This is a genomic window from Pigmentiphaga kullae, assembly GCF_004216695.1.
GTDB lineage: Bacteria > Pseudomonadota > Gammaproteobacteria > Burkholderiales > Burkholderiaceae_B > Pigmentiphaga > Pigmentiphaga kullae.
Map to the genome: position 1 here is coordinate 270887 of NZ_SGXC01000002.1, position 22631 is coordinate 293517.

Genomic DNA, 22631 nt, shown 5'->3' on the forward strand with positions numbered 1-22631 from the left:
CGGCCATCAGGTTCGGCGCCTGGGCGGCTGGTTCAGCGCGGCCCCAGCACTTCACCCAATTGCGCCCCTCGCGGCATGCCGTTGTACTTCTTGAGGATCCCATTGGGGCCGCGTACAACGATGCCGGGCGTCCCCCGGAAGCCGGTGCTCGCCATGAGTGCCAGGTTGTCATCGAGGATCTTGCGCACATCGGCAGGCACGCTCTTGGCTGGCGTAATCCCGCCCTGGCCAAACTGCCGCTCGTTCGTCAACAACGCCGCACTCCGGTCAGGCGCGCCAAGAATGGCCGCGGCTTTGGCCGGGCTGTCATCCTTGATGATGCCTACCAGAATGTGCCGCAACTGGACCTTGCCGGAATCCACCCAGGGGCGTGCAGCTTCCCAGAAGGCGTTGCAATAGGGGCAGTTGGCATCGCTGAAGGTGTAGATGACGCGCGGCGCATCTGCCTTGCCGTCCAGCACCCAGGTGGACGACTGCAGCTGCGACCATTCCTTGTCGCTGACCGGCTTGGCGGCCAGCTTTTCCAGGTCCGCTTCGTCCATTGGCTCGCCCTTGGCGTTCAGGCGAGTTCCCACGATGGCATTGCCATCGCTCGTGATGTACACGGCAATGGGCCGGTCACCCGCGACGGCAGCGAAGGCGCGCAGACCGCCGCCGACCTTGAATTCCTGCGTGACGGTCAGGCCCTGACCTTCCAGCGCCTTGAGGACGGCCGGCTTGTCAGCCGTCTCTGCCTTGCTGCAGCCGGTGACCACCATGAAGCTGGCGGCCAGCAGGAACGAAATGTGCGAGCGTTGTGCAAACATGGTTACTCCTTGTCTGTCTTGATCTGTTGGGCTGGCGCGAATCGGCGCGACACCGTGTGTTTGAGGCTGGCCATCGTGAGTTCGCCCAGATGGGTATCCACCAGGCGTCCTTGCTCATCGAAGAACAAGGTGGTGGGCAGGCCTCGCGATGCGACGGCCTGCATGGTCTGGGAAGCGGGGTCGAGCAGCACATCCTTGAGATGCAGGCGTTCGCTCTCAAGAAAGGCGCGGGCTTGCTGGGCGCTCTCTCCCTGGTTGACCATGACAAAAGCGATATCGGGATACTGCGCTTGTGCCTGCTCGAACACCGGCATCTCGCGACGGCATGGTGGACACCACGACGCCCAGAGGTTGAGCACGACGGGCCGCCCAGCATAGGAATTCAGGACGACTGGCTGTTCATCGAGCGTTGCGAGCGTCAACGCTGGCAACGGCGGTGCCGAGCGCTGCAGCAGAGCCAGTACGCCCCCGGTAGCAAACCAGGCTGCGAGTCCGACCGCAACTCCCGCCAATACAGGCCGGCGCAATGCCCGAACCGCACGGGTGCGCCACCAGATGAGCGCCAGCGCTGCCAGGACACCGACCCACCACGAAAAGCCTTGGTCGCCAATGGAAATCATGGACATCGGCGACTGCGCGTACTCTTCCCACCATTGCGCGATGTAGCCGAGGCGAGCCGCCACAAACCCCACAAAAGCGGCGTCCAGCAACATTCCGCCGGCCGCCTTGTACGGAGAGTCGGGCAACCGCTTGGCAACCATGCGCGCCACCGCCCAGGCCAGCAGGACGGCCAGGAAGACGGCAACGACTTGGACGGAGAACGGACCTACGCTGATCATCAGGAACCTGCCTTGTCCAAGCGCACCAGGAAGGCGCGGGCATCGATCTCACCGACGACGCGCAGGTCCCGGCGTTCCGTACCGTCCGGGCCAACCAGAATGAGCGTGGGCGGCCCCATGACACCCCAATGCTTGAGCAAGGCCTGATCGGTCGCATCATTGCGCGTCACATCTGGTCGCACGACCTGCATCCGGGCCAGGCGGGACGCGACGGCGGGGTCGCCGAATACGTTGCGTTCGATCACATGGCAACTGACGCACCAGTCGGCGTAGAAGTCGATCAGGGTCCATTGGCCGCGCGAAGCGGCCTGTGCCAAATGCGCATCCACGTCCTCGACCGATTTCGCCTGCAGGTAAGCGACGCCGCCCGCCGCCGGTGCTGGCGAAGTCGAACCACCGCGCAGGTGGGCCAGCGGCTGCAATGCCGATTCGCCGCCAGAGGCCGCGCCGACCAGCATCAGGATGGACCACAAGCCGGCGAAGACGGCGCCGGACCGCAGCGACCATGCCAGCCGATGCTTCGCTGCCACGGCCTGGCCCCACGCGATCAGGCCAATCGCCACCGACAAGACCCATGCGCCCCACAGAACCAGGCTGACCGTGCCGGGCAGGAAGCGCGTCAGCATCATCACGGCCATGCCCACCATGACGTAGCCGAATGCCACGCGCACGCGGTCCATCCACGCGCCAGGCCGTGGCAGGACCCGGGCACCGAACACGGCGATGGCCAGCAGGGGCAGTCCCATGCCCAAACCCAGCGCGAACAAGGCCATGCCACCGTAGACCGCGCTGCCGGTCTGCCCGATGTACAGCAATGCGCCTGCCAATGGAGCGGTCATGCAAGGCCCGACCAGAAGCGCCGAGAGGAAGCCCAGCGCCGCCGCGCCGGAGATGCTCCCGCCCGAGCGATCTCTACCGGCGGATTCGACCCGATTGATCAGCGCCGAGGGCATCTGCAGCTCGAACAGGCCGAACAGTGAACTCGCCAGGACCAGGAACAAGGCTGCAAACGCTCCGAGCAGCCAAGGCGATTGCAGTGTGGCTTGCAGGTTGGCCCCGGCCAAGCCAGCGGCCACGCCCACCGCGGCGTAGGTGCCCGCCATCGCCAGGACATAGGACAGAGAGAGGAAGAAAGCCCGCCGCGGCTTGGCCTGGCTGCCGACGACCATGGTGGAGACGATGGGGATCATCGGGAGCGAGCATGGTGTGAAAGCGAGCAGCAAGCCGAAGCCAAAAAACAGCAGTGTTCCCCACACGGGGCCCAATGCTGCTAGGCGCTGCGCTGCCGCTTGATCCTCTGCCACCTCGGTAGCTCCGCCCAAGCTGACTGTGTTGGTGGAGGTCAAAGCCGAACTCCGCTGTACGGAGTCATTGCCGGTCGGGGATGTGCCGGCCACCACTGCCGGCAATGCCACATTCATGGTCTGCGGCGGATAGCAGATACCTGCCTCCGCGCACCCTTGCCAATGCAGTGTCAGCGGGCCGGGGGCGGTGGCGGGAAAGCGCAGATTGAGGGCATCGCCCGTATAGATTTCCGTATCGCCAAAGAATTCGTCGTGTTTGGCTGTTCCTGCCGGAAGCGTCAGGCTGACTTCATGGCCCTGCGCATCGACCAACTTGATGGCATGGCGATAAACGTAGTAGCCATCGGCAACGTGTCCAGCGGCCGAGAACGAATCGCCCTGCTGCTGCACAGCGTCCAGCTTGAGAACTTCGGCAACGTCCAGAAATTGCCGCTCGCTGCGGCCCCAGGAGGGAAAAAGGCCGTCCGCCCACGCACTGCCGACCGCACAACCACACAGGAGAAAGATCGCTACGATGCGCCGATAAAAAGCCAAATCCGAGTCCTCCAAGCAAAGCTGCCTGGATCATGCGATGACCCGATTAAGCGAAACTAAAGGTCCCCCCAATGGCCCGTGGGGGACGGGGATGCCATCAAGGCTTTGCGCTTGGCTCTGGTGATCGACCATGGGCGAGTTCCGCCTGCTCCGTCCGGGCCCGTTCAATCCCGGCCGCGACGACTTTCGCCGCCTCGGAATCGGGGGGCATCATCCCGAGCAGCTTCTCCCAGTGCGCGATGGCCGTTTGATAGTCCCGGCGCTGCACCGCAGCAGCGCCGGCCAGAGTCAGAGGCAGGGCTGCATTGGGATCGAGCGACAAGGCGCGCTCAAGCAGACGAGTGGGCTCTCCCTCAAAACCGGAGCCACGGATTCTGGACAGCGACTCCGCGTACTCCGCCAACGCCTGTGGATCGTTCTGGACCAGCTCATTGGCGTGGGTGAAGGCATTGACGGCTTGCTCATGATCGCCGAAGTAACGGTAGGAACGCGCCAGCATGAGCCAGCCTCCAGGATCATCGGGGTGCTGGGCCAGCCGTGCCTGAAGAGAGGCCACCATTGCTTGCACATCGGTTTGCGTCGTCATGCTCGCGCTGCGAACCTGTGACGGGTCCGTGGCGGCCGGATTTCCCAGGTACGAATAGGTGAGCGCTGTCGCGATCGGCAGCAGAATGGCGACAGTGATCGCTGCCCGCTTGCTTCCAGCAGGCGGCCCCAATTTCAACGGAGGAGCAGCAGTTTCATTCAGCGCTCGCCGCTGAAGATCAGATCTTGCATCGGCCAATTCATTGGCCGACAACGTGCCATTGATGTGGTCTCTCTCCAACTCCGCCCATTGATCGCGCAGTACCGCGACGTTCACGCTTTCAGGGGCAACTTGGTCGCTCGCACCATGTCCCCCTCGCCAGAGAACGAAAGAAAGCCATATCGAGACGCCTCCCACGAGCACCGACGCCAGAGTCAGGAAAACGATGCTCATGTTTCGTCCAGTACATTGTGTGGCGGAGCCAGCAGCGCGTCCGCGTGTCTGCGCTCCTCTTCATTGAGTGCAGCATGCTTCGGCTTGCGGTTTCGGCTGCGCAGATTCATGACCAAGACCACAATGCCCAAGGCAAGCACCACGAACGGGCCAAACCAAAGCAACATCGTTGTCGGCTTCAAGGGCGGGCGATAGAGCACGAAATCGCCGTATCGCTCGACCATATAAGTCCGGATGTCGTCATCGCTCTTGCCGGCACGGATCTGCTCGCGGATCTGTTGGCGCAAGTCAGCGGCAAGATCGGCCTGCGAAGCTGCAATCGATTCATTCTGGCAAACCAGGCAACGTAACTCGGATGCAATGCCCAGCATTCGGTCCTCGGCCGCTTGGTCGCTGGCCCAGACCGGAGCCGTGAACAGAAAGAAAAACAATGCCACCCGCCAGAGAATCATTTCTCAAGCTCCCGCACCAGCGGCAGCAGCTCGCCGCGCATTTCCCCCGCGTCAATCGCCCCGGTGTGCTTGTAGCGAATGATGCCTGCCTTATCGATCACATAGGTTTCCGGCACGCCGTACACCCCGAAGTCGATGCCGACCGCCCCATGCGCATCGGAGACCGTCGTTTCAAAGGCATTGCCATTGCGCCGTAGCCAGGCGATGGCGTTCTGGGGCGTGTCCTTGTAGTTCATGCCGACCACCGAAACAGCATGCCTGCTGGCCAATTCGGTGATGACAGGATGCTCCTCAAGACAGGGCGCGCACCAGGAAGCCCACACGTTCAGTACCCAAACTTTCCCGATCATGCTCTCGGATGAGAAGGTCAGGTCCGGAGCTTGCAGTTGCGGAAGGCTGAAGCGCGGCGCGGGCTTGTTGATCAAGGGCGATGGCACCTCGCTGGGCTTGAGCGTCAGGCCCACTGCGAGGAACGACACCAAGACAAGGAATCCGAGCAGCGGCCATAGGAAACGGTTCATGATGCGGCCTCGGGCAATGGCGGAGCGACGTGTTGACGGCGAGGCTTCAGACGGTATCGACGATCGCTGATGGCCAAGCCACCGCCAAGCGCCATCAGGATGCAGCCGATCCAGATCCAGTCAACGAATGGCTTGTGGTAGACACGAACGCTCCAAACACCGTCGCCGAGCGGTTCGCCGAGCGCCGCGTAGACGTGGCGCAGTCCGTTTGCATCGATCGCCACCTCGGTCATCGGCATCTGCGAGGCCGGGTAATTGCGCTTTTCCGGATGCAGCCGACGCAAGACCTTGCCGTCGCGCGACAGTTCGATATCGCCTATCTGCGCCACGTAGTTGGGCCCCCGCGTGCTTCTGACGCCGATCAAAGTGAGGTCGTAGCCGCCGATGCTGACGGACTCGCCCTGGGCCAATCGAACGTCTCGCTCGGTCTCATACCCACTGACGATGGTCACGCCAGTCACGAATACCGCGATGCCCAGATGCGCCATATGCATCCCAAGCCAACTGCGTGGCTGGGCACGCAACCCGCCGCGGGTGGCGCGCATTCGGCCGAAGATGCCCGTCACCACCGACACCGCAATCCACGTGGCGAGCATCAAGCCCAACGCCGCAGAAGCTGACCAGTGCCCCAGCACGAACGGGGCGGTCAGGCCCACCAGGGGTGCAGCAATCATCGGCACGCGCAACTGCCTGAAGATGGCACCGAACTGGGCGGCCTTCCAATTGGCGGCGGGTCCTACCGCAATCAGAAGCAACGCGGGGATCATCAATGGCACGAACACCGCATTGAAGTATGGCGGCCCCACGGAGAGCTTGCCCAGGCCCAGCGCATCGACGAGCAGTGGGTACAGCGTACCGAGCGCGACAGCGCCGGCAGTGACGACCAACAGCACATTGTTGACCAGCAGCAAGGACTCCCTGGAGACCATGTCGAACCGTCCTCCCATGCCGACCTTAGGGGCTCGCCATGCGAACAAAGCGAGCGACGTGCCCACAATGACCGTCAGCAGAATCAGAATGAATAACCCGCGTCGCGGATCGGTGGCAAATGCATGCACAGAAGTCAGTACGCCCGAGCGCACCAGAAAGGCACCCAAAAGCGAGCAAGAAAATGCGCCGATCGAGAGCAGCACCGTCCAGTTCTTGAAACTGGCCCGCTTTTCCGTCACCGCCAAAGAGTGGATCAAGGCGGTGCCCACCAGCCAGGGGATGAACGACGAGTTCTCGACCGGGTCCCAAAACCACCAGCCCCCCCAGCCCAACTCGTAGTAGGCCCACCAACTCCCCAAGGCGATTCCGACCGTCAGATTTGCCCAGGCTGCGGTGGCCCAGGGACGAGACCAGCGTGCCCACGTCGAGTCCAGTTGTCCGGCAAGCAATGCAGCAATCGCGAATGCGAAGGCCACCGAAAATCCGACGTACCCCATGTAAAGCAGCGGTGGATGAAAGATCAAGCCGATATCCTGCAGGAGCGGATTCAGATCCCATCCATCTTGCGGTACCGGGAAAAGTCGCTCGAAGGGATTGGAGGTCAACAGGACGAACAGCAGGAAGCCGGCCGTCACCAGGCCGAGCACGCCCAGAACGCGCGCCACCATGGCATCCGGAAGCTGTTTCGACAACCGGCTGACCGCATAGGCCCAGCCGGTCTGCATCAGCAGCCAGAGCAGGAGCGAACCCTCATGTCCGCCCCAGACCGCGGCCATTCTGTAGCCCAGCGGGAGCTGAGAATTGGAGTTTTGAGCGACGTAGGCGACCGAGTAGTCCTTCGCGACAAAGGCCCAGGTGAGCGCGGCAAAACCGACCATCACCAACAGGAATTGAGCGCGTGCAGCGGGGCGGGCGAACGCGATCCAGGTGAGGTTGGCTCGCGCCGCGCCGGCCAGGGCAAGAACACCTTGAGCGAGTGCCACGAACAAGGCAGCGATGAGGGCGAGGTGGCCGATTTCTGGAATCATGGGTCAAGGCTTCCTTGAAGCCGGCTTCTTCTGGACTTCGTCCAGCGCATGCTGGGCCTCGGGCGGCATGTAGTTCTCGTCGTGCTTGGCCAGCACCTCCTCGGCGCGAAAGAGGCCGGCACTGTCCAGCCGTCCTTGAACAACCACCCCTTTTCCTTCACTGAACAGGTCAGGCAAGATGCCCGAATACGTGACCGGGATTGCTTTGACCGTATCGGTGATGACGAACTGCACGGCAAGCTCACCACGCTGGCGCTTCAGACTACCTCGTTCCACCATGCCGCCGACTCGAAAGGTGCGCTCCAGTGGTGCCTCCCCGGCACTGACCTGCGAGGGCGTGAAGAAGAACACAAGGTTGCTCTGAAAGGCATTGAGCACCAGCGCGGTGGCGATGCCGAGGGCGGATAGCCCGGCGACGATGAGTGCGATGCGTCTATTTCGTGGCTTCACGCCGCGCCTCCTTGCCCAGCAATTCCGACTGGATGCGCCATAGCGCTGCTCGGCGCCGGCGCCGGAGCATTCGGCATTCAGTCCAGAGCAACACCACCGTCGTCAGGACGGATCCCCAAACGTACACGCCATATCCGCCCATCGCCAGGAACTCACCCACACTGGCCCAGTTCATCGCTTCACCTCCTCGATGTCCTGCAGCCAGCCGGCGTGATGTTCGCGTTCCAGGATGATGCAGCGCACACGCGCCAGCGCCGCCGCAGCCGTGTAAGCCCAGGCCGCAAGAACCATGATCAGCATGCCCAACAACATGACCGTCGCCATGGAGGGCGAACGAGTCAGCGATACCGAGGCGCCCTGGTGCAAGGTGTTCCACCACTGCACGGAGAAATAGATCACAGGGATGTTCACCACGCCGACCAGTGCCAGCACGGCGCCTGCCCGGTCGGCACGGCGACGATCTTCGATCGCCGACTGGAGTGCGATGAAACCGATGTACAGAAACAGCAGGACTAGTTCAGAGGTCAGCCGCGCATCCCAGACCCACCAGGTTCCCCACATCGGCTTTCCCCACAAGGCGCCGGTCCACAGAGAAAGGAAGGTGAACAGTGCACCCGTGGGGGCCAGCGCCGAGGCCATCATTGCCGACAGGCGGCTGTTGAACACCAGGCCAATGCCGGCCCAGAACGCCATCGCCAGATAGATGACCATGGACATCCATGAAACCGGCACGTGCAGGAAGATGATGCGATACCCCTCTCCCTGCTGGGCGTCGGTGGGTGCCAAGAAGAACCCCACATAGACGCCCGCGAGCGACAGCGCCGCGGCGGTCACGCCGAGCCAAGGGACGAGCTTCCCCGCGAGTGGGTAGAACGCCTTGGGAGATGAAAACTTGAACCAGTTGACCATACGCTTCGCTCCTCAGTACTCCAGTGCGATGCGCAGCGATGCACTCGCTGCGAATGGCGTGAAGAACGCCGCCAAGACGAACACGGCGGCGAGCAAAGAGAGGTTGGCCGACGCTCCCTGACCGATGATCGACGCATCGACCGCGCCGGCACCGAAGATCAGCACCGGGATGTAGAGCGGCAGCACCAGCACAGCAACGAGGACACCCCCTGCGCGTACGCCCAGCGTCAGCCCCGCGCCGACGGCGCCGATGAGGCTGAGCACCGGCGTACCGATAACGAGCGATGCGGTCAAAATCCAGAGGGACAAGGCAGGCAGGTCGAACTGCAATGCCAGCGCGGGCGCAAGCAAGGCCAAGGGCAAACCGGACAACAGCCAATGCGCCGCGATCTTGCCGACGACCAACATGGCCAACGGCGCTGGCGACAGCATCATCTGCTCCAGCGTGCCATCGGCGTGATCCTGCTCGAACAGGCGATTGAGCGAAAGCATGCTGGCCAGCAACGCCGATACCCACAGGACGCCCGGAGCGATCCGTCGGAGCATTTCGCGCTCGGGGCCGATACCCAATGGAAACAGACTGACGACCACGACAAAGAAGCAAAGAGGTATCAGCGCGTCTGACCTTCGGAGCAAGGCGAGCTTCAAGTCCCGGCGCATCACGACAAATACCGGATTGGCAACGAGGGGCCGGCTCATGCCCCCATCCGGACGGTCTGAGAAGTTTTCAAGGCCAGCTCCTGGTGACTCGTCAGAACGACCATGCCGCCGCGTGACTGGTGCCGATGGATCAGTTCACCAAGCCATCGCGCACCGAATTGGTCCAGCGCTGTGGAGGGCTCATCGAGAATCCACAACTTCCTCCTGTAGAGGAGCAATCGAGCCAGGCTTGCACGACGCTTTTGGCCTTGTGACAACATCCGGAACGGCAAGTGCCTGTGCTCGGCCAAGCCAACTTCGTCCAACGCTGATTCCACGCATTCCGTGGTGACCGGCTCACCAGCGATGGCGGCCGCGGCAAGCAGGTTGTCCAAGGCATTCAGGTCTTCTTTGAGTCCAATGCCATGGCCGTTGTAAACCAGTTCGCGTTGGTATTCACTCCACTGGTTGCGCAGCGGCTTTCCTTTCCACAAGACTCTGCCAGCAGCAGGCGTAGCGAACCCTGCAAGCGTTCGCAATAGCGTGGTCTTCCCGCTGCCGTTCTCGCCGTGCACCGACAGGCACTCGCCCGGCACGATCCGGAAAGTCAAATGGTCAAACAGGCGGCGCTCCCCGCGAACGCCCGCGAGATCGAGAGCTTCAAGCATGGGCCGGGTCATAGTTCATGCACATGGGCATCCCTGGAAGGTGCGCCCTCAAGGGGCAATCTTCAAAATCATGTCTTCTCCCGATTAACTGAGAATTAGCGGGAACTTGCGTCCTACCTTGCTGTCATTTCTGGCCTAACATGAGCGTGTCAAACAAGCAAATTCAGGTTGGTAGGCGCCATGCGAATACTGTTGGTGGAAGACGACAAACTGATCGGACGGGGGATCGTGGCCGGTCTGCACAAGCACGGCATCGCGGTGCATCACGTCGGCACCGCAGAAGAAGCCGAAGCCACGCATGCGGAAGACACCTTCCATGCCCTGGTGCTCGATCTCGGGCTGCCTGACCGGGACGGCATGGAGTTGCTGGCCAGCATGCGGGCCGTCGAACCTCAATTGCCCGTCCTGATCCTCACGGCGCGGGACGCCATCGAACACAGGCTCAAAGGGCTGCATGAAGGTGCCGACGACTACATGATCAAACCGTTCGACCTGCGTGAACTCGCAGCCCGGTTGCATGCGCTGGTCAGACGCACGCAAGGCCGTGCGGCCCAGGTCATCTCGGCCGGTCCCCTGCGGCTGGAGCCGGAGAGCGGGCTGGCCTGGTTCCAGGGCGAGCCCGTCTCCTTGTCGCGCCGCGAGGTCGATCTGCTGGCCCATCTCGCCAACGCCGATGGCCGGTGGGTCCCGCCCGACATGCTCAACGAGCGCTTGTACGGCCTCGGGGAAGAGATCGGCAGCAACGCGCTGAATGTGCATATCCACAACATCCGCCGCAAGCTCGGCGCCGAAGCCATCGAGACGGTCCGTGGGCTCGGCTATCGGCTGGGCTGGAGGCTTGCATCATGAGCCTGCGGCTGCGCGCCGTTCTGATCGCCGGCATTTCGCTGTTGGTTCTGTGGGGCGCTGCCGCCGGCTGGATGATGCGCGGCGTTCATTCCAATCTCGACCGGACCCTCGACGGTCGTCTTGCCATGTCGGCACGCATGGTGTCGGGGCTTCTTGAACGCGCCGCGCTGGCTCCGAATGCAGCGTCCAACGACTTCACCGAGGCGGTGCGCGTCAGCGGCAAGGAGGGCATCGCATGCGAAATCCGGTCTTTGCAGGGAGAGATCCTGGCACGAACGACCACCGGACCTCACTCGGAGTTCGAGTCACTGCCGGCCGGCTTCAGCACGCGGGACGTTTTGGGACATCAGTGGAGGGTCTACGTTCTTCGTGCCAATGGCTACCAGATCACGACGGCGGATCGCGTGGATCAGCGGGATATGCTGATCAACGAATTGCTAAGCGTGGCTGGCGTGCCCTTCTTGATTGCCTTCCTGGGCGGCCTGGCTGCCCTTTGGATCGGCATCGGACGGGGGCTCGCCCCCCTGGAGGCTCTGTCGCAGCAATTGCGCGACAAACACGCGGACGACACGTCCCCGATCGCCGTCAACCATTCACCCTCGGAACTGCGCCCGGTTCTGGACGCAATGAATGGGCTTCTCAAGCGCCTGGCACGGACACTCGCCAGCCAACGGGCATTCACCGACGCCGCGGCGCACGAGCTGCGCACGCCGTTGACCGTGATCGATACGCACCTGCAGGTGGCCCGGATCAGTGAAGGCGACGAGGTGGCGTCCTCTCTTTCCAGTGCAGAGGAAGGCGTGAAGCGGCTGAGGCGCACCTTGGACCAGATGATGATACTGGCCCGCGCCGAGACGTCTGCCGACAAGGCGGATGGTTGCACTTCGGTGGTCGCTTCCGTCGGCGGCGTGCTGGAACAGTGGAAGGCCGCAGAAAAAGAGCGCTTGTCGTTGAACGTCAGCGGCGAGGACATCGGAACCCCGGTGCCCAAGTCGATGCTGGAAACGGCGGTTCGCAATCTGGTTGACAACGCGATGCGCTATTCGCCGCGAGATACGGCCATCGAGGTGGGCGTGTTCCTGGATCCGAATGCACAGCAGTGTGTGATTAGCGTGTCGGACCGTGGCCCCGGGCTGACTGCCGAGCAGGCATGCCAAATTGGCCAACGTTTCTGGCGCGGTGATCAGGGCCGAAAGAGCAAGGACGGGGCGGGCCTGGGCATTTCGATCGTTCGGGCCATTGCAGAGAGATTTGGTGGGGCCCTGAATCTCGAACCCCGGGAAGGCGGAGGCCTGGTTGCGAAATTTCTCGTGCCCACCGACCCCGCACCCAAAAAAGGTCAAGCTAGGCCTGCAGGGCGTGGCTTGGATTCAAAACCGTAGGTTCGGACCCTGCCAGGGATAGCGCGGTCACAGCCAATGGACGCAGGCGTGCTGATGTGGTTCGCCTTCGTTCGATCCAGCGCCTGACTTCGGAGTAGGCATCCGCCAGGGATCAGGCGCATGGCGGTGCTCGTGCGGCTGCCGCTCTTGCGACTACCGTGGGGTCGGGCGCCGTACGAGAGCAGCCAATACTATCCCTACCAGCAACAGGACCGGCTGGTCGCCATAGCGAACATACGGCGTCAGGCCGCTCATGCCTTGTACGGTCGCGGACAACACGCCCGGCCGATGTGGCGGCAGAGCGGCAACGACCCGTCCTTTCGGATCGATCGAGGCCGTGATGCCTGTATTCGTGGAGGTCACCATAGGCCGAGCGGTCTCGATGCTGCGCAACCGCCCGATCTGCAGATGCTGGCGAAGCGCCCAGGTCTGGCCGAACCAAGCGAGGTTGCTCAAGTTCACGAGCACGCTCGCGCCGGGTCCTGCGCCTGGGGTCGGCAGGAGCGACGGGAGCAGCTCGGAACCGAAAACATCCTCGTAGCAAATGTTGAACGCCAAATGCTGATCATTCACCGAGAATGGTCTCTGGACCGGGGCTCCACGATCGAAGTCACCCAGCGGCATTTTCAGCATCCGCGTGAACCACTCGAACCCAGCCGGTACATATTCGCCCCAGGGCACGAGGTGGTGCTTGTCGTAGCGTAGCGGCACGGAGGCGTCGACAAGCTGCTGCAACGGCGTGCCGGAGTCGAAGCCGATGGCGCTGTTGGTGTAGCGCGAACTGCCGTCGGCCGCCATGCTGTGCAAAGGGACGCCCATCGCGATCGTGCTGCGCTGGTTCGCCGCTACGTCGAGCCAGGTTTTCCAAATCATCGGGTCGAGCTGGTCTTGGAATACGGGCACGACGGTCTCTGGCAAGACGATCAGGTCCGGATGCGGCTCTCCGGGGCCCGGTGGCTGTGCGGCCAGCCGCAAGTGACTGGCGATGCCGTCTTCAAGCAGGGTCGGGTCGAACTTCTGCGATTGATCGATGTTTCCCTGCACTAGCCTCAGATGCAGCGGCTCGCCTTCGGCCGTCGACCAATCGAGGCGAGTAAGTGTCCATCCCGTGGCGATCAGGATCAGCACCGTCGCCAGCAAAGACACGTTCGAGCGCATGGAAGCCGCGGCCGGACGCGACAGGAACGCCACGGTCCCCGAGGCGCACGCCGCGAGCAGCGCGACGCCATGCACGCCCAGCAACGGCGCCCAGCCGACCAAGGGGCTGTCCACATGGGCGTAGCCAATGTTCAGCCACGGAAAGCCCGAGAACAGCACGCCGCGCAGCCATTCCGAGGCGGCCCAGACAGCTGACCAGACCAGCACTTGTGACAGCGCTGCTCCCCGCCGAGTGCGAGACTGCAGCCACTTGCTGATCGCGCAGGCAAGAGCGGGAAACAGCGCGAGAAAGGCAGACAGCGCCACGACGCTCGCACCGGCCAGTGGCGCGGACAAACCACCGTAGTCATGGATGCTGATGAACAGCCAGTACAAGCCGACCGCAAAATTGACGAAGCCGAACGCCCATCCGCGAAGGAATGCCTGCCGGCCGCGCTCGGCGGCAAAGCTGGCGCGTGCCAGCACCGCCAGCGCGAGGATTTGAACGATGGGCAGCGACCACTGGGGCAACGGATCCGGGGCGAACGTCAACGCATGTGCGCTACCGGCAAACGCCAAGGTCGCGGCATTTCGCCACCGCGCAAGCCTGCTCACAGCCTGAGCATTCCAGTGCTCCTTTCAGGACGCAGCCGGCTTGGCCTGCATCGACTTGTCACAGACGACGCGGCCCTGCAGCAGCCTGCAGGTGTTCAGGAGCACCGACGCGCTGCTGGCCAGCATGGCGAGCGCGGCGGCAAAGGGCGTCACGCCTGCTTCGAACAGCACGACAATCACGGCGAGGTTGTACACGACGGAAAATGCGAGATTCTGCCGGACGATGCGATCAAACTTGCGAGCCAACTCACGGGTCTCGACGACAGCGCCCACGCTGCCGTGCGCGATCACCACCCCGGCTGCGGAAACAGCCACGGAACTCGATCCTGGGATGGCGATTCCGCAGGCTGCCTGGGCCAGGACCAGGCCATCGTTGGCGCCGTCGCCCACGAATGCGACAGGCGCTGGGCTCTTTGCCACGATGTCGGCTTTTTCTTCCGGAGAGCAATCGGCCTCGACCCGGTCGAAGTCTATGCCCAGGTCAGCCGTCAGGCGTTCGGACGCTGCGCTGGAATCCCCGGTCAGCAACCAGAGTTTCAATCCCTGCGCACGTAACCGCTGCAGTGACGAACGGGCGTCGTCGCGAGGGGCATCCTGCAGACGCAAGGAGCCGAGCCAATCCCGGCCATTGGCTACGTGTACCAGCCCTGGCAGGCCATCTTCCGGCGGCATGCCCTCGACTCCCGCGGCGAGCAGCCAATGCCTTTCACCCACCCACACGGTCTCGCCGCCGGGGACATGCATCGTCACGCCTTTCGCGCACGCCGTCACCTGGCATCCGTCGGGCTCGCACGCGCTGCTCATTCCAGACTGCCGGGCCGCGAGGACCACCGCGTGTGCAATGGGGTGCGCGACGCCGGCCTCGGCCCTTGCCGCAAGGTCGATGAGGTCCTGTTCGGCCCCCCCGTGCCGCGTCTGGATGCTGACGATACGCATCTGACCGCACGTCAATGTGCCGGTCTTGTCGAACGCCATGATCCTTGCCCTGGCGAGCGCTTCGACGCTCGCGGAGTCTCTCAGGAGGACGCCGCGCCGCGCGGCCTCGCGGCAGGTAAAGGCGTAGGCCAGCGGCATCGCCAGACCGACCGCGCAAGGGCAGGCTGCGACCAGAAGGCTCAGCGCACCGAGCAACGCCTGGTCTGCGCTTGAGCCGTTCCACAGGTAATGGACGAAGGCGAGCAGAGATGCCGTCACCACGACCGGGAGCAGTATCCGGACGAAGCGCTCGGCCGTCTCGGACAACGACGAACGAGCGCCAAACAGCTCAAGCATGCGCAGGCCGAGCACGTCCAATCGTCGGTCCCCCGCACCGGCGGTCACGTGGACCGTCAGAGGTCCGCGCAGGTTCACGGACCCGGCGAAGACCCGTTCGCCAGGCTGAACGCTGCGAGGCGCGGACTCGCCTTGCAGCAGCGAGAGATCGACGGCCGACTGTCCCGCTACGACGATGCCATCGACCGCGATGCGCTCGTTGGCGCGTATCAAAACGGTATCACCGGGCGCGAGCTCTGCCAGCAGGACGGTGCTCTCGGCCTTTTCGCCGCCGGCAGAAGTCAGCTTCGTCGCGGTTTCCGGCGCAAGGCTGCGCAATGCTTGTACGGCAAGTCCGCTCTCCTGCCGGGCATGGATTTCGATCAATCTTCCGATCAGCAGAAAAGTGATCAACATGGTGGCGGCGTCGGTGTAAATCGCCACGGACCCCATGGCCAGGGACCCGACCGACACAAAGAGGGAGCCAAGGACAGCAACAGAGGCAAAGACGTCCATCCCTGCGATCCCGGCGCGCAGCGAACGGGCGGCGGCGCGGTAGAAATCCCACGCCGAATATCCGACGACGGGAAGGCTTGCTACGACGCTGGCCCAGGCGATGACGAGCGCCGCCGCCTCGTCGGCGTTCAGGTAAAGCACCCATGAGCCCAGCATGCTCCACATCCCGAAGACGACCGCGACGGTCAACTGCAAGCGGATCTTCCTGGCCTGCCGCTGCAGGGCCGCTTCCAGCTCGTCGCTGCCTTTCAACGGGGACAGTGCGTAGCCCAGACCCTCGGCCTTTCGCAGCAGCAAGGGGAAGTCGATCGACTCCGGGACCCAGGTCACCAGCGCCGAACCGGAGGTGAAATTCACCGTCGCCGAGACCACGCCGGGCACACGCTGCAGGACGCGCTGCAAGGCCATCGCACAGCTCACGCACCAAAGCCCGTCTACGAAAAACACCATCCGGCCCGCCACACGGGCCTGCTCATAGTCGAAATCCCCACCGGAACTACGGTCCGCTCTTGGCATCCGTTCCAACCCCAAGCAGTTTTCCGCCCACGACCTTCCCGTAGTAGCTTTGCTCACCTTCGTGGTATTTCTCCAGCGCCTCAGCCACGGTTCCGGTCTGGCGTGTGTCCTTGGGGCGTTCGTGGCTGTTGATGAATGCCGCCACGTCCCAGGCCTCCTGTTCTGTCAGACTGTATGGCTTTCCAAGCGGCATGTTCGCCCAGATAAAGCCCGCTGCAGTATCGATGCGGGCCATGCCGGCGCCCCAGTTGTACGACTCGGGTCCCCAAAGCGGGGGAAATCTCATCTTGCCGTTTTCCTCCCGCGTGCCCTGTCCATCAGGACCATGGCACAGTGCGCAATTTTGTTGATAGACCGCCAGACCTCGGCCCACGTCGTAGTCGTCCTTTGGTTTCGGCACCTTGGGATAGAGCGCTCCGCGCGGCTTGTTGCCGGCGGGCAGCCCATCGGCCATCCAGGCCATATAGGTCATGAGATCGCGGTACACATCGCTGCCAGCGGGCGGCGGTTTCCCGGAGGACGACGCCTGGGCGTTCATCGAATAGGTGAAACAGCCCATGATCCGGTCTTCGAGCGTGCTGATGGTCCCGGTCTTGCTGCGAAAAGCGGGGTAGGACGCATAGGCCGCCCACATCGGTGCGGCATTCTCTCGCCGTCCCGAGTCGAGGTGGCAGTTCGCGCAGGCCAGCGAATTGCCCACGTGGTCTTTGACCATGGCGCCAGTGTCGGTGAAGATTTTCATTCCTCGCCGGATGGCATCGCCATAGGGTCCTTTCGGAATGTCATCCTCCGCAGGCGGGAGGTAGTAGCCGTCCGCACCGACGGGCATACCGGGCGGAGACGCCTTGGCGTCTTTTGCGTAGGCCTTGCGAGCAGCTTCCATATCTGCTCTCGAATAGGGCGCGGCCGAAGGAATCGTGACCGTTTTGCCGCTGATCGCGCTGTACAGATACCCCATCACGCCGCTCTCGTAGACGCCGTAACCTGCCGAAAACAGCAGGAGACCCAGCGCCGCAGCATAACCGGCACGCCGGAGTGTCCCCGTGTGCGCAGAGCGGCGATCACCGTTGTTCGTCATGATTGCCTCCTTTGCTGCCCGGACGCAAAGATCCGAAATACTGAGCCACATCGCGCATGTCTTGGTCCGACATGCGCGACGCGATGTCATCCATCAAGGATTGCGGCGAATTGTGGCGATGGCCGCCTTTCCATGAGACCAACTGGTGGAAGATGTACTCGGGCTGCTGACCCGCCAGCGCAGGGAAATGGCCGCCGACACCCTCACCCTGCTGGCCATGACAGGTCACGCACGCCGGGATATCCTTTTTCCAGTCGCCCGTTCGGCTCAGTGCCTCTCCACGCGCCGCGTCTCCGCCCAGATCGACGGGCGGCCCGGCAACGTGCGGCAGCGCAGCGTAATAGGCCGAGACTTGCCCGATCTCCTCGGCGCTCATTGCACTGGCCACGTACCGCATGGACTCGTTGGGGCGGCTTCCGGTAGCGAAGTCGTGGAGTTGCTTCGCGATGTAGGCTTCGGACAGGCCGGCCAGCGCGGGCGTCAGCCCCGCGCCAGCACCGTGGTCGCCGTGACATGACGCGCAGGCCCAGACGATGTCGTTGCCCTGAAAGACGAGCACCGGCGCGTCATCGGGAACTGCGGGCGCCTGCTGCTTCGGCGCAACGGTCCCGCCAATCGCCGCCCCGCGATTCGGCGCCAGGTCGGCGATGTAGCTCAAAGCGCCCCAGATCGCCAGCGCCAGGAAGATGGCCAGCACAAACAAGGGAATGGGACGCGATTGCTCCCAGGGGTCGAATGTCGGGTCTACGTCTTGAACACGACGCCCCTTGCCGCTCAGCTCGGATTTCATCTCGCCCCTCATTGACGCGGGCCCTTCTGAGTTTTCGGATCGTAGCCACGATCACGCAATGTCGCCTCTTTGGCGCTGACGGGGTAGGAACGGTCCAGGCTCAACAGGTACGCGACCAGGTCGAGCGCCTCCTGTCGGGCCACCACCACTTTCCCGTCCGCGGGACGGTACTCCTGCGGCAACTTGACCACGACCTCGCCGGGCGCGGCCTTCTCCTTGACCTCGAAGAGGAAGGGGTACGAAGGCATGATGCTCCAGTCGAAGATGGCCCTGGGCTGGTACAGGTGGGTCAATTGCCAGTCCCGGCTCGGCAGGCGCACCCCGACATTCAGCAAATCGGGGCCGGTGCGCATCGTCCCGAGCAGTTGGGGAGCGTCGTAGGCGTAGTCGCCCGGCGTGGACGGCCTTCCCCAGCCCCGGGCCTGATCCGCCAGCGTCTGGCCACTCGAACGAGGCTGCTGGCTGTGACAGTAGACACAGCCATTGGCCACGTACTGCGCACGGCCTCTTAGCTGTTCGATCGTGTAGTTCTGCAACTGCGCAGGTGCCTGGACCGTACGGACCTGCAGGCCGGGGAGCACCACGAGCATGACGGTCGCGAACACCAAGATTCCGACAGCGCCGACGAACAATGGAATCAGCCGGTTCATGCGTCACCTCGCCGTTTCGACCAGAGTAGGGCCATCGCATGGAAGGCAAAGACGAAGTGTCCCAGCGTCATCATGCCGCCGCCCACCGATCGACCTTCGAGATACGGCACGATGTTGCGGGTGATGTCAGCGAAACTGGTCTGTGGATCGAGCAGCGACATGCCTTGCAGGAAACCGCCGATGGTCAATGACAGGAAATAGATCAGAAAACCCAGGACCGTCAGCCAATAGTGGATGGCGATGAGTCGCGGACAGGGCCAGTTCTTGCCCGTCAGGTAGGGCAAGAGATAGTAGAAGGCGCCGAACAGCACGATGGAGACGAATGCGTAAGCTCCCAGGTGCGCATGCCCCACCGTGTAGTGCGTGAAGTGGGTGATCGAGTTGATGGCCCGTACAGCCTCCAGCGATCCCTGGAAGGATGCGGCCGTGTACATCAATGCGCCCGTGGACACGAAGCGCAGCGCCATGGACTCCTTGAACGCCCAGAAATTCTGCGCGACCGTCACGTGCTGATTGATCGCCACCGCGATGACAGGAATGAACATCATGACGCTGTGCACGATCGACAGCGTGACCACCCACGTCGGCACGGGCCCACCGATCAGGTGATGAATACCCACCTGGCTGTAGAACAAGGCAAGGCCCCAGAAGCCCAGCAGCGAAACGCTATACGAATAGATCGGCTTGCCGATGATCTTGGGAATCAGGTAATAGGCAGCACCCAGCCCCAGCGGTGTCAGCCAGAGGCCAAGCACGTTATGCGCGAACCACCAGTTGGTGGTGGCTTGCTGCACGCCTGAATGCAGGCCCGGGATATTCGCGATGAAGAACAGAATGGGGAACCATGCCAGTCCCGCGAGGTAGTACCAGCCGCTGACGTAGATGTGGTGAACGTTGCGTTTTCGGGTCGTCGCGATGGCGGACCATGCGATGAAGAAGCCGCCGAGGGCCAGGACGATGTCGATCTGCCATGGGATTTCGAGCCACTCCAGGCCGTCGCTCCATCCATTGGCAATGGCAATGGCACCGGCCGCCACGCCGAGGGCCCACAGCACCGCGCCCACCATCGCCATTGCGGGCCTTCGCAGGGGCGTATGAAACATGCGAGGGATGATCCAGAGCGCGACCGCTATGCCCCCTGTGGACAGCCAGCCGTACGCGACCAGATTCAGATGGACGGTGCGCGCGCGCCCGAAGGTGGTGAACGCCTGACTCGCCAGCCAGTCGGGCCAGTGCAACTTCAGCGAGGCGATCATCCCGAACAGCGAGCCAACGATCAGGAACAGGAAGGAAGCGATGGACAGGACCAGTACGACGTTCCGACCCGGGGCGTCGACGCCGGCACGCAAGGCGTCGAATCGATGCTCGGCCGCCCCTTCATCGAATGAAGATGGATCATCCGGGGAGCCGGCCTCGCCCTCCAGAAATATGGTCGAAGCCTCCTTCTTTCCCGCATGGATCTGGCGCGTCACGATGGACCAGATCAACGCGCCCAGAGCCGCCAGCGAGACGATAAAGCTCAGAGCAAGGAGAAACCCTAGGCTTTCATTCATGGGCGCTCCAGAAATGGCGCGCAACCATCCGAATTGGTTCCGATGCCAACCACTGGTGTTGGCGATAGTGTTCCATCAGGGCTTGCCTCAGCATTGTTTTTATGAATGTCGCATGTGAATCACGGGAATGATGGTCAGCCTCGATTAAGCGAAAGTTAAGAGTGTTTTTCGAGGTGCCCCGCGCTCTTTGACCGTGGACTGTCTGGATGGCGAGATCCAAATACAGTCGGCCCGGATATTCGAATCGTCGTGACGCGAAGGTCTCGGCCGCCTCGCGGCAGACACCGGCGCTGCGCCTGGGGTCAGCATCGGCAGGGGGCGGGACGATCGCTTGTTCGCCTAGTGCCAGGAAATCACAGTGGACGCACGTATCCGTTATAACCACCCGCATCCCGAAGGACAGTCTCCCCTGGCAGGGATAGCCGCTGTTGAGGCTCGGAGGGCCGAATGCCGCTCCTCCTTTCGCCCGCACTATGAGCGTCGGTTTCCCATGTCCCGGCGATGACGCATGCGGCGGCTCACCCGTCCGAGAGGACAGGATGCGCGAGCCATTCGCGGCCCTTGAGCATGCCGTCCCAATAGACCGGCGGCAGGATGCGTTCCTTCAGCAGCCACGCCAGCGATGACGGCCGCTTGCCGTCGATGAACCATTTCGGAAACGAAGGCGCCAGCTTGCCGCCGTAGGCAAATTCCGCCAGCACGATCTTGCCGCGCTCGACAGTGAGCGGGCAGGAGCCATAGCCGTCATAGCTGGCCAGGCGCGTGGACCCGCTCCGGGCGGCGAGCAGGTTGTGCGCGACCACCGGCGCCTGCTTGCGTGCGGCCGCAGCAGTCTTGGCATTGGTGGTGTTGGTGCAGTCGCCGAGTGCGAAGACGTTGGCGTACTTCTTGTGGCGCAGGCTCGACGGGTCCACGTCCACCCAGCCCGCAGCGTCCGCCAGCGGGCTCACTCGGATGAAGTCCGGCGCCTTCTGTGGCGGCACGGCGTGCAGCAGGTCAAATGGACGGGTGACGCGCTCCTTGGTGCCGTCGGCGTTCGTGCGGATGAAGGTGGCTTCATGCGCTGCGCCATCGACGGCCACGAGCTGGTTGCTGAATTGCAGATCGATGCCATAAGCCTTCACGTACTCCATGAGCGCGGGCACGTAGTCCGGCACGCCGAAGAGCACGCCTCCCGCGTTGCAGAACTCGATGTGGATGTTCTTGAGCACGCCCTGCCGCTTCCAGTGATCGGCCGAGAGGTACATCGCCTTCTGCGGCGCACCCGCGCATTTGATGGGCATGGGCGGCTGCGTGAACAGGGCCTGGCCGCTCTTGAGGTTCTGCACCAGTTCCCAGGTGTAGGGCGCGAGGTCGTAGCGGTAGTTGGAGGTGACGCCGTTGCGGCCCAGTGTTTCAGGTAGGCCCTCGATGCCGTTCCAGTCGAGTTTCAGGCCCGGGCAGACCACGAGCTGCTGGTACTTGACGACGCGGCAGCCATCGAGCACGAGGGCGTCGCGCTCGGGCTCGAACGCGGCGACGGCCATCTTGATCCACTTGACGCCGCGCGGAAGCACGCTCGCCATCGTGCGCGCCGTGTGCGCAGGCGGAAAGATGCCCGCGCCCACCATCGTCCACCCCGGCTGGTAGTAGTGCACATCCGCCGGGTCGATGACGGCGATGTCCGCGTCCGGCTTGCGCGCGAGCAGGCTGGACGCCACCGCGATGCCCGCCGCGCCCGCGCCGACGATCACGATGTCATGCGTGGCGTCCACGACTTCGGTGGGTGTGCGCCCGCCGTTGGCGATGCGCCGGGCCACGCCGGACAGGTCGTAGCCGGCACCGCGCGCGGCTTCGAGGATGGAGGCCAACGGCTGACGCTGCGCCTGGCTCAGCGCCCACAGCGTGGCCGAGCGCGTGCCGGTGCGGCAGTAGGCGAACACCGGGCCGGGCAGTTGCGTCATCAGCGTCCCGAAGGCCTGGGCCTGCTGGTCGGTCACTTTGCCGGACTCGACGGGCAGGTAGGTCGCCGCCATACCCAGTGACTGGGCGGCCTGCTCGATTTCGCTGAAGCCGGGCTGATCGCCCGCTTCTCCATCGGGCCGATTGCAGATCACCGAGCGGTAGCCAGCCTCGGCGATGGCCTGCAGGTCGGTGGCAGCGATCTGGCCGCTGACGGCCAGTCCCTGGTCCAAGGCTTTGATGTCCATGAGGGTCTCCTGCCCGGAAATTGTCCTTTCAGCCGGTCGGTGCCGC

General features: G+C 63.3%; 21 protein-coding genes. 2 read left to right on the forward strand and 19 right to left on the reverse strand.

Annotation, left to right across the window (positions count from 1 at the left end; genetic code table 11):
* Positions 1-32: 32 nt before the first annotated feature.
* From dsbG to ccmA, 12 genes are all read right to left on the reverse strand, one after another.
* Complete coding sequence (gene dsbG / locus EV675_RS15485) at positions 33-806, reverse strand: thiol:disulfide interchange protein DsbG (RefSeq protein ID WP_003149839.1); 774 nt, start codon at positions 804-806, stop codon at positions 33-35.
* 2 nt (positions 807-808) lie between these two features.
* Complete coding sequence (locus tag EV675_RS15490; protein ID WP_004350666.1) at positions 809-1645, reverse strand: TlpA disulfide reductase family protein; 837 nt, start codon at positions 1643-1645, stop codon at positions 809-811.
* The gene (dsbD, locus tag EV675_RS15495) at positions 1645-3498 is read right to left on the reverse strand and encodes a protein-disulfide reductase DsbD (RefSeq protein ID WP_004350664.1); all 1854 of its coding nucleotides are present in this window, start codon (positions 3496-3498) and stop codon (positions 1645-1647) included. Before dsbD ends, EV675_RS15490 begins: the two co-directional genes overlap by 1 nt.
* A gap of 82 nt (positions 3499-3580) precedes the next feature.
* Positions 3581-4462 carry a c-type cytochrome biogenesis protein CcmI gene (ccmI, locus tag EV675_RS15500; RefSeq protein WP_003149835.1) on the reverse strand — a complete coding sequence of 294 codons (882 nt, stop codon included), beginning with the start codon at positions 4460-4462 and terminating at the stop codon, positions 3581-3583.
* Positions 4459-4914: a cytochrome c-type biogenesis protein gene (locus EV675_RS15505; RefSeq protein WP_003149833.1), complete on the reverse strand. Its 456-nt coding sequence runs from the start codon at positions 4912-4914 to the stop codon at positions 4459-4461. The genes ccmI and EV675_RS15505 overlap by 4 nt, the downstream gene beginning before the upstream one ends.
* Positions 4911-5435, reverse strand: a complete 525-nt coding sequence (locus tag EV675_RS15510) for a DsbE family thiol:disulfide interchange protein (RefSeq protein ID WP_003149830.1) — start codon at positions 5433-5435, stop codon at positions 4911-4913. The genes EV675_RS15505 and EV675_RS15510 overlap by 4 nt, the downstream gene beginning before the upstream one ends.
* Positions 5432-7393: a heme lyase CcmF/NrfE family subunit gene (locus EV675_RS15515; RefSeq protein WP_003149828.1), complete on the reverse strand. Its 1962-nt coding sequence runs from the start codon at positions 7391-7393 to the stop codon at positions 5432-5434. Before EV675_RS15515 ends, EV675_RS15510 begins: the two co-directional genes overlap by 4 nt.
* 3 nt (positions 7394-7396) lie before the next feature.
* Positions 7397-7843 (reverse strand): cytochrome c maturation protein CcmE, encoded by a 447-nt coding sequence (ccmE, locus tag EV675_RS15520; protein ID WP_003149827.1) that lies wholly within the window; start codon positions 7841-7843, stop codon positions 7397-7399.
* A complete protein-coding gene (gene ccmD, locus EV675_RS15525) occupies positions 7827-8018 on the reverse strand; it encodes a heme exporter protein CcmD (protein ID WP_003149824.1) in 192 nt (63 codons plus the stop codon). The genes ccmE and ccmD overlap by 17 nt, the downstream gene beginning before the upstream one ends.
* On the reverse strand, positions 8015-8752 hold the full coding sequence (gene ccmC, locus EV675_RS15530; protein WP_003149822.1) for a heme ABC transporter permease CcmC: 738 nt from the start codon (positions 8750-8752) through the stop codon (positions 8015-8017). The genes ccmD and ccmC overlap by 4 nt, the downstream gene beginning before the upstream one ends.
* Positions 8753-8764: 12 nt before the next feature.
* Positions 8765-9451, reverse strand: coding sequence for a heme exporter protein CcmB (gene ccmB / locus EV675_RS15535; RefSeq protein ID WP_003149819.1), 687 nt, complete (start codon positions 9449-9451; stop codon positions 8765-8767).
* Complete coding sequence (gene ccmA, locus EV675_RS15540; RefSeq protein ID WP_004350655.1) at positions 9448-10059, reverse strand: cytochrome c biogenesis heme-transporting ATPase CcmA; 612 nt, start codon at positions 10057-10059, stop codon at positions 9448-9450. Before ccmA ends, ccmB begins: the two co-directional genes overlap by 4 nt.
* Positions 10060-10239: 180 nt before the next feature.
* On the opposite strand from ccmA, the gene EV675_RS15545 reads away from it, so the two are divergent.
* Positions 10240-10908, forward strand: a complete 669-nt coding sequence (locus EV675_RS15545) for a response regulator (protein ID WP_003149815.1) — start codon at positions 10240-10242, stop codon at positions 10906-10908.
* Positions 10905-12290 (forward strand): ATP-binding protein, encoded by a 1386-nt coding sequence (locus EV675_RS15550; protein WP_003149813.1) that lies wholly within the window; start codon positions 10905-10907, stop codon positions 12288-12290. Before EV675_RS15545 ends, EV675_RS15550 begins: the two co-directional genes overlap by 4 nt.
* A 153-nt stretch (positions 12291-12443) precedes the next feature.
* Here the strand turns inward: EV675_RS15550 and lnt are convergent, their stop codons facing one another.
* From lnt to EV675_RS15585, 7 genes are all read right to left on the reverse strand, one after another.
* Positions 12444-14042, reverse strand: coding sequence for an apolipoprotein N-acyltransferase (gene lnt / locus EV675_RS15555; RefSeq protein WP_003149811.1), 1599 nt, complete (start codon positions 14040-14042; stop codon positions 12444-12446).
* A gap of 24 nt (positions 14043-14066) precedes the next feature.
* Positions 14067-16325: a heavy metal translocating P-type ATPase gene (locus tag EV675_RS15560; protein WP_011517003.1), complete on the reverse strand. Its 2259-nt coding sequence runs from the start codon at positions 16323-16325 to the stop codon at positions 14067-14069.
* A complete protein-coding gene (locus tag EV675_RS15565; protein WP_004350647.1) occupies positions 16306-17403 on the reverse strand; it encodes a c-type cytochrome in 1098 nt (365 codons plus the stop codon). Before EV675_RS15565 ends, EV675_RS15560 begins: the two co-directional genes overlap by 20 nt.
* Complete coding sequence (locus EV675_RS15570; protein WP_023120493.1) at positions 17387-18193, reverse strand: c-type cytochrome; 807 nt, start codon at positions 18191-18193, stop codon at positions 17387-17389. The genes EV675_RS15565 and EV675_RS15570 overlap by 17 nt, the downstream gene beginning before the upstream one ends.
* Before the next feature lie 8 nt (positions 18194-18201).
* Positions 18202-18843: a cbb3-type cytochrome c oxidase subunit II gene (locus tag EV675_RS15575; protein WP_003149800.1), complete on the reverse strand. Its 642-nt coding sequence runs from the start codon at positions 18841-18843 to the stop codon at positions 18202-18204.
* Positions 18840-20396 (reverse strand): cbb3-type cytochrome c oxidase subunit I, encoded by a 1557-nt coding sequence (locus EV675_RS15580; RefSeq protein ID WP_003149798.1) that lies wholly within the window; start codon positions 20394-20396, stop codon positions 18840-18842. Before EV675_RS15580 ends, EV675_RS15575 begins: the two co-directional genes overlap by 4 nt.
* Positions 20397-20914: 518 nt before the next feature.
* Positions 20915-22585, reverse strand: coding sequence for a bifunctional protein tyrosine phosphatase family protein/NAD(P)/FAD-dependent oxidoreductase (locus tag EV675_RS15585; RefSeq protein ID WP_004350643.1), 1671 nt, complete (start codon positions 22583-22585; stop codon positions 20915-20917).
* Positions 22586-22631: the final 46 nt, after the last annotated feature.

Coding starts and splice junctions, on each gene's coding strand:
- dsbG (WP_003149839.1), bottom strand. CDS start 806: ATGTTTGCACAACGCTCGCACATTTCGTTCCTGCTGGCCGCCAGCTTC.
- EV675_RS15490 (WP_004350666.1), bottom strand. CDS start 1,645: ATGATCAGCGTAGGTCCGTTCTCCGTCCAAGTCGTTGCCGTCTTCCTG.
- ccmI (WP_003149835.1), bottom strand. CDS start 4,462: ATGAGCATCGTTTTCCTGACTCTGGCGTCGGTGCTCGTGGGAGGCGTC.
- EV675_RS15505 (WP_003149833.1), bottom strand. CDS start 4,914: ATGATTCTCTGGCGGGTGGCATTGTTTTTCTTTCTGTTCACGGCTCCG.
- EV675_RS15510 (WP_003149830.1), bottom strand. CDS start 5,435: ATGAACCGTTTCCTATGGCCGCTGCTCGGATTCCTTGTCTTGGTGTCG.
- EV675_RS15515 (WP_003149828.1), bottom strand. CDS start 7,393: ATGATTCCAGAAATCGGCCACCTCGCCCTCATCGCTGCCTTGTTCGTG.
- ccmD (WP_003149824.1), bottom strand. CDS start 8,018: ATGAACTGGGCCAGTGTGGGTGAGTTCCTGGCGATGGGCGGATATGGC.
- ccmC (WP_003149822.1), bottom strand. CDS start 8,752: ATGGTCAACTGGTTCAAGTTTTCATCTCCCAAGGCGTTCTACCCACTC.
- ccmB (WP_003149819.1), bottom strand. CDS start 9,451: ATGAGCCGGCCCCTCGTTGCCAATCCGGTATTTGTCGTGATGCGCCGG.
- ccmA (WP_004350655.1), bottom strand. CDS start 10,059: ATGCTTGAAGCTCTCGATCTCGCGGGCGTTCGCGGGGAGCGCCGCCTG.
- EV675_RS15545 (WP_003149815.1), top strand. CDS start 10,240: ATGCGAATACTGTTGGTGGAAGACGACAAACTGATCGGACGGGGGATC.
- EV675_RS15550 (WP_003149813.1), top strand. CDS start 10,905: ATGAGCCTGCGGCTGCGCGCCGTTCTGATCGCCGGCATTTCGCTGTTG.
- EV675_RS15560 (WP_011517003.1), bottom strand. CDS start 16,325: ATGCCAAGAGCGGACCGTAGTTCCGGTGGGGATTTCGACTATGAGCAG.
- EV675_RS15565 (WP_004350647.1), bottom strand. CDS start 17,403: ATGACGAACAACGGTGATCGCCGCTCTGCGCACACGGGGACACTCCGG.
- EV675_RS15570 (WP_023120493.1), bottom strand. CDS start 18,193: ATGAAATCCGAGCTGAGCGGCAAGGGGCGTCGTGTTCAAGACGTAGAC.
- EV675_RS15575 (WP_003149800.1), bottom strand. CDS start 18,843: ATGAACCGGCTGATTCCATTGTTCGTCGGCGCTGTCGGAATCTTGGTG.
- EV675_RS15580 (WP_003149798.1), bottom strand. CDS start 20,396: ATGAATGAAAGCCTAGGGTTTCTCCTTGCTCTGAGCTTTATCGTCTCG.
- EV675_RS15585 (WP_004350643.1), bottom strand. CDS start 22,585: ATGGACATCAAAGCCTTGGACCAGGGACTGGCCGTCAGCGGCCAGATC.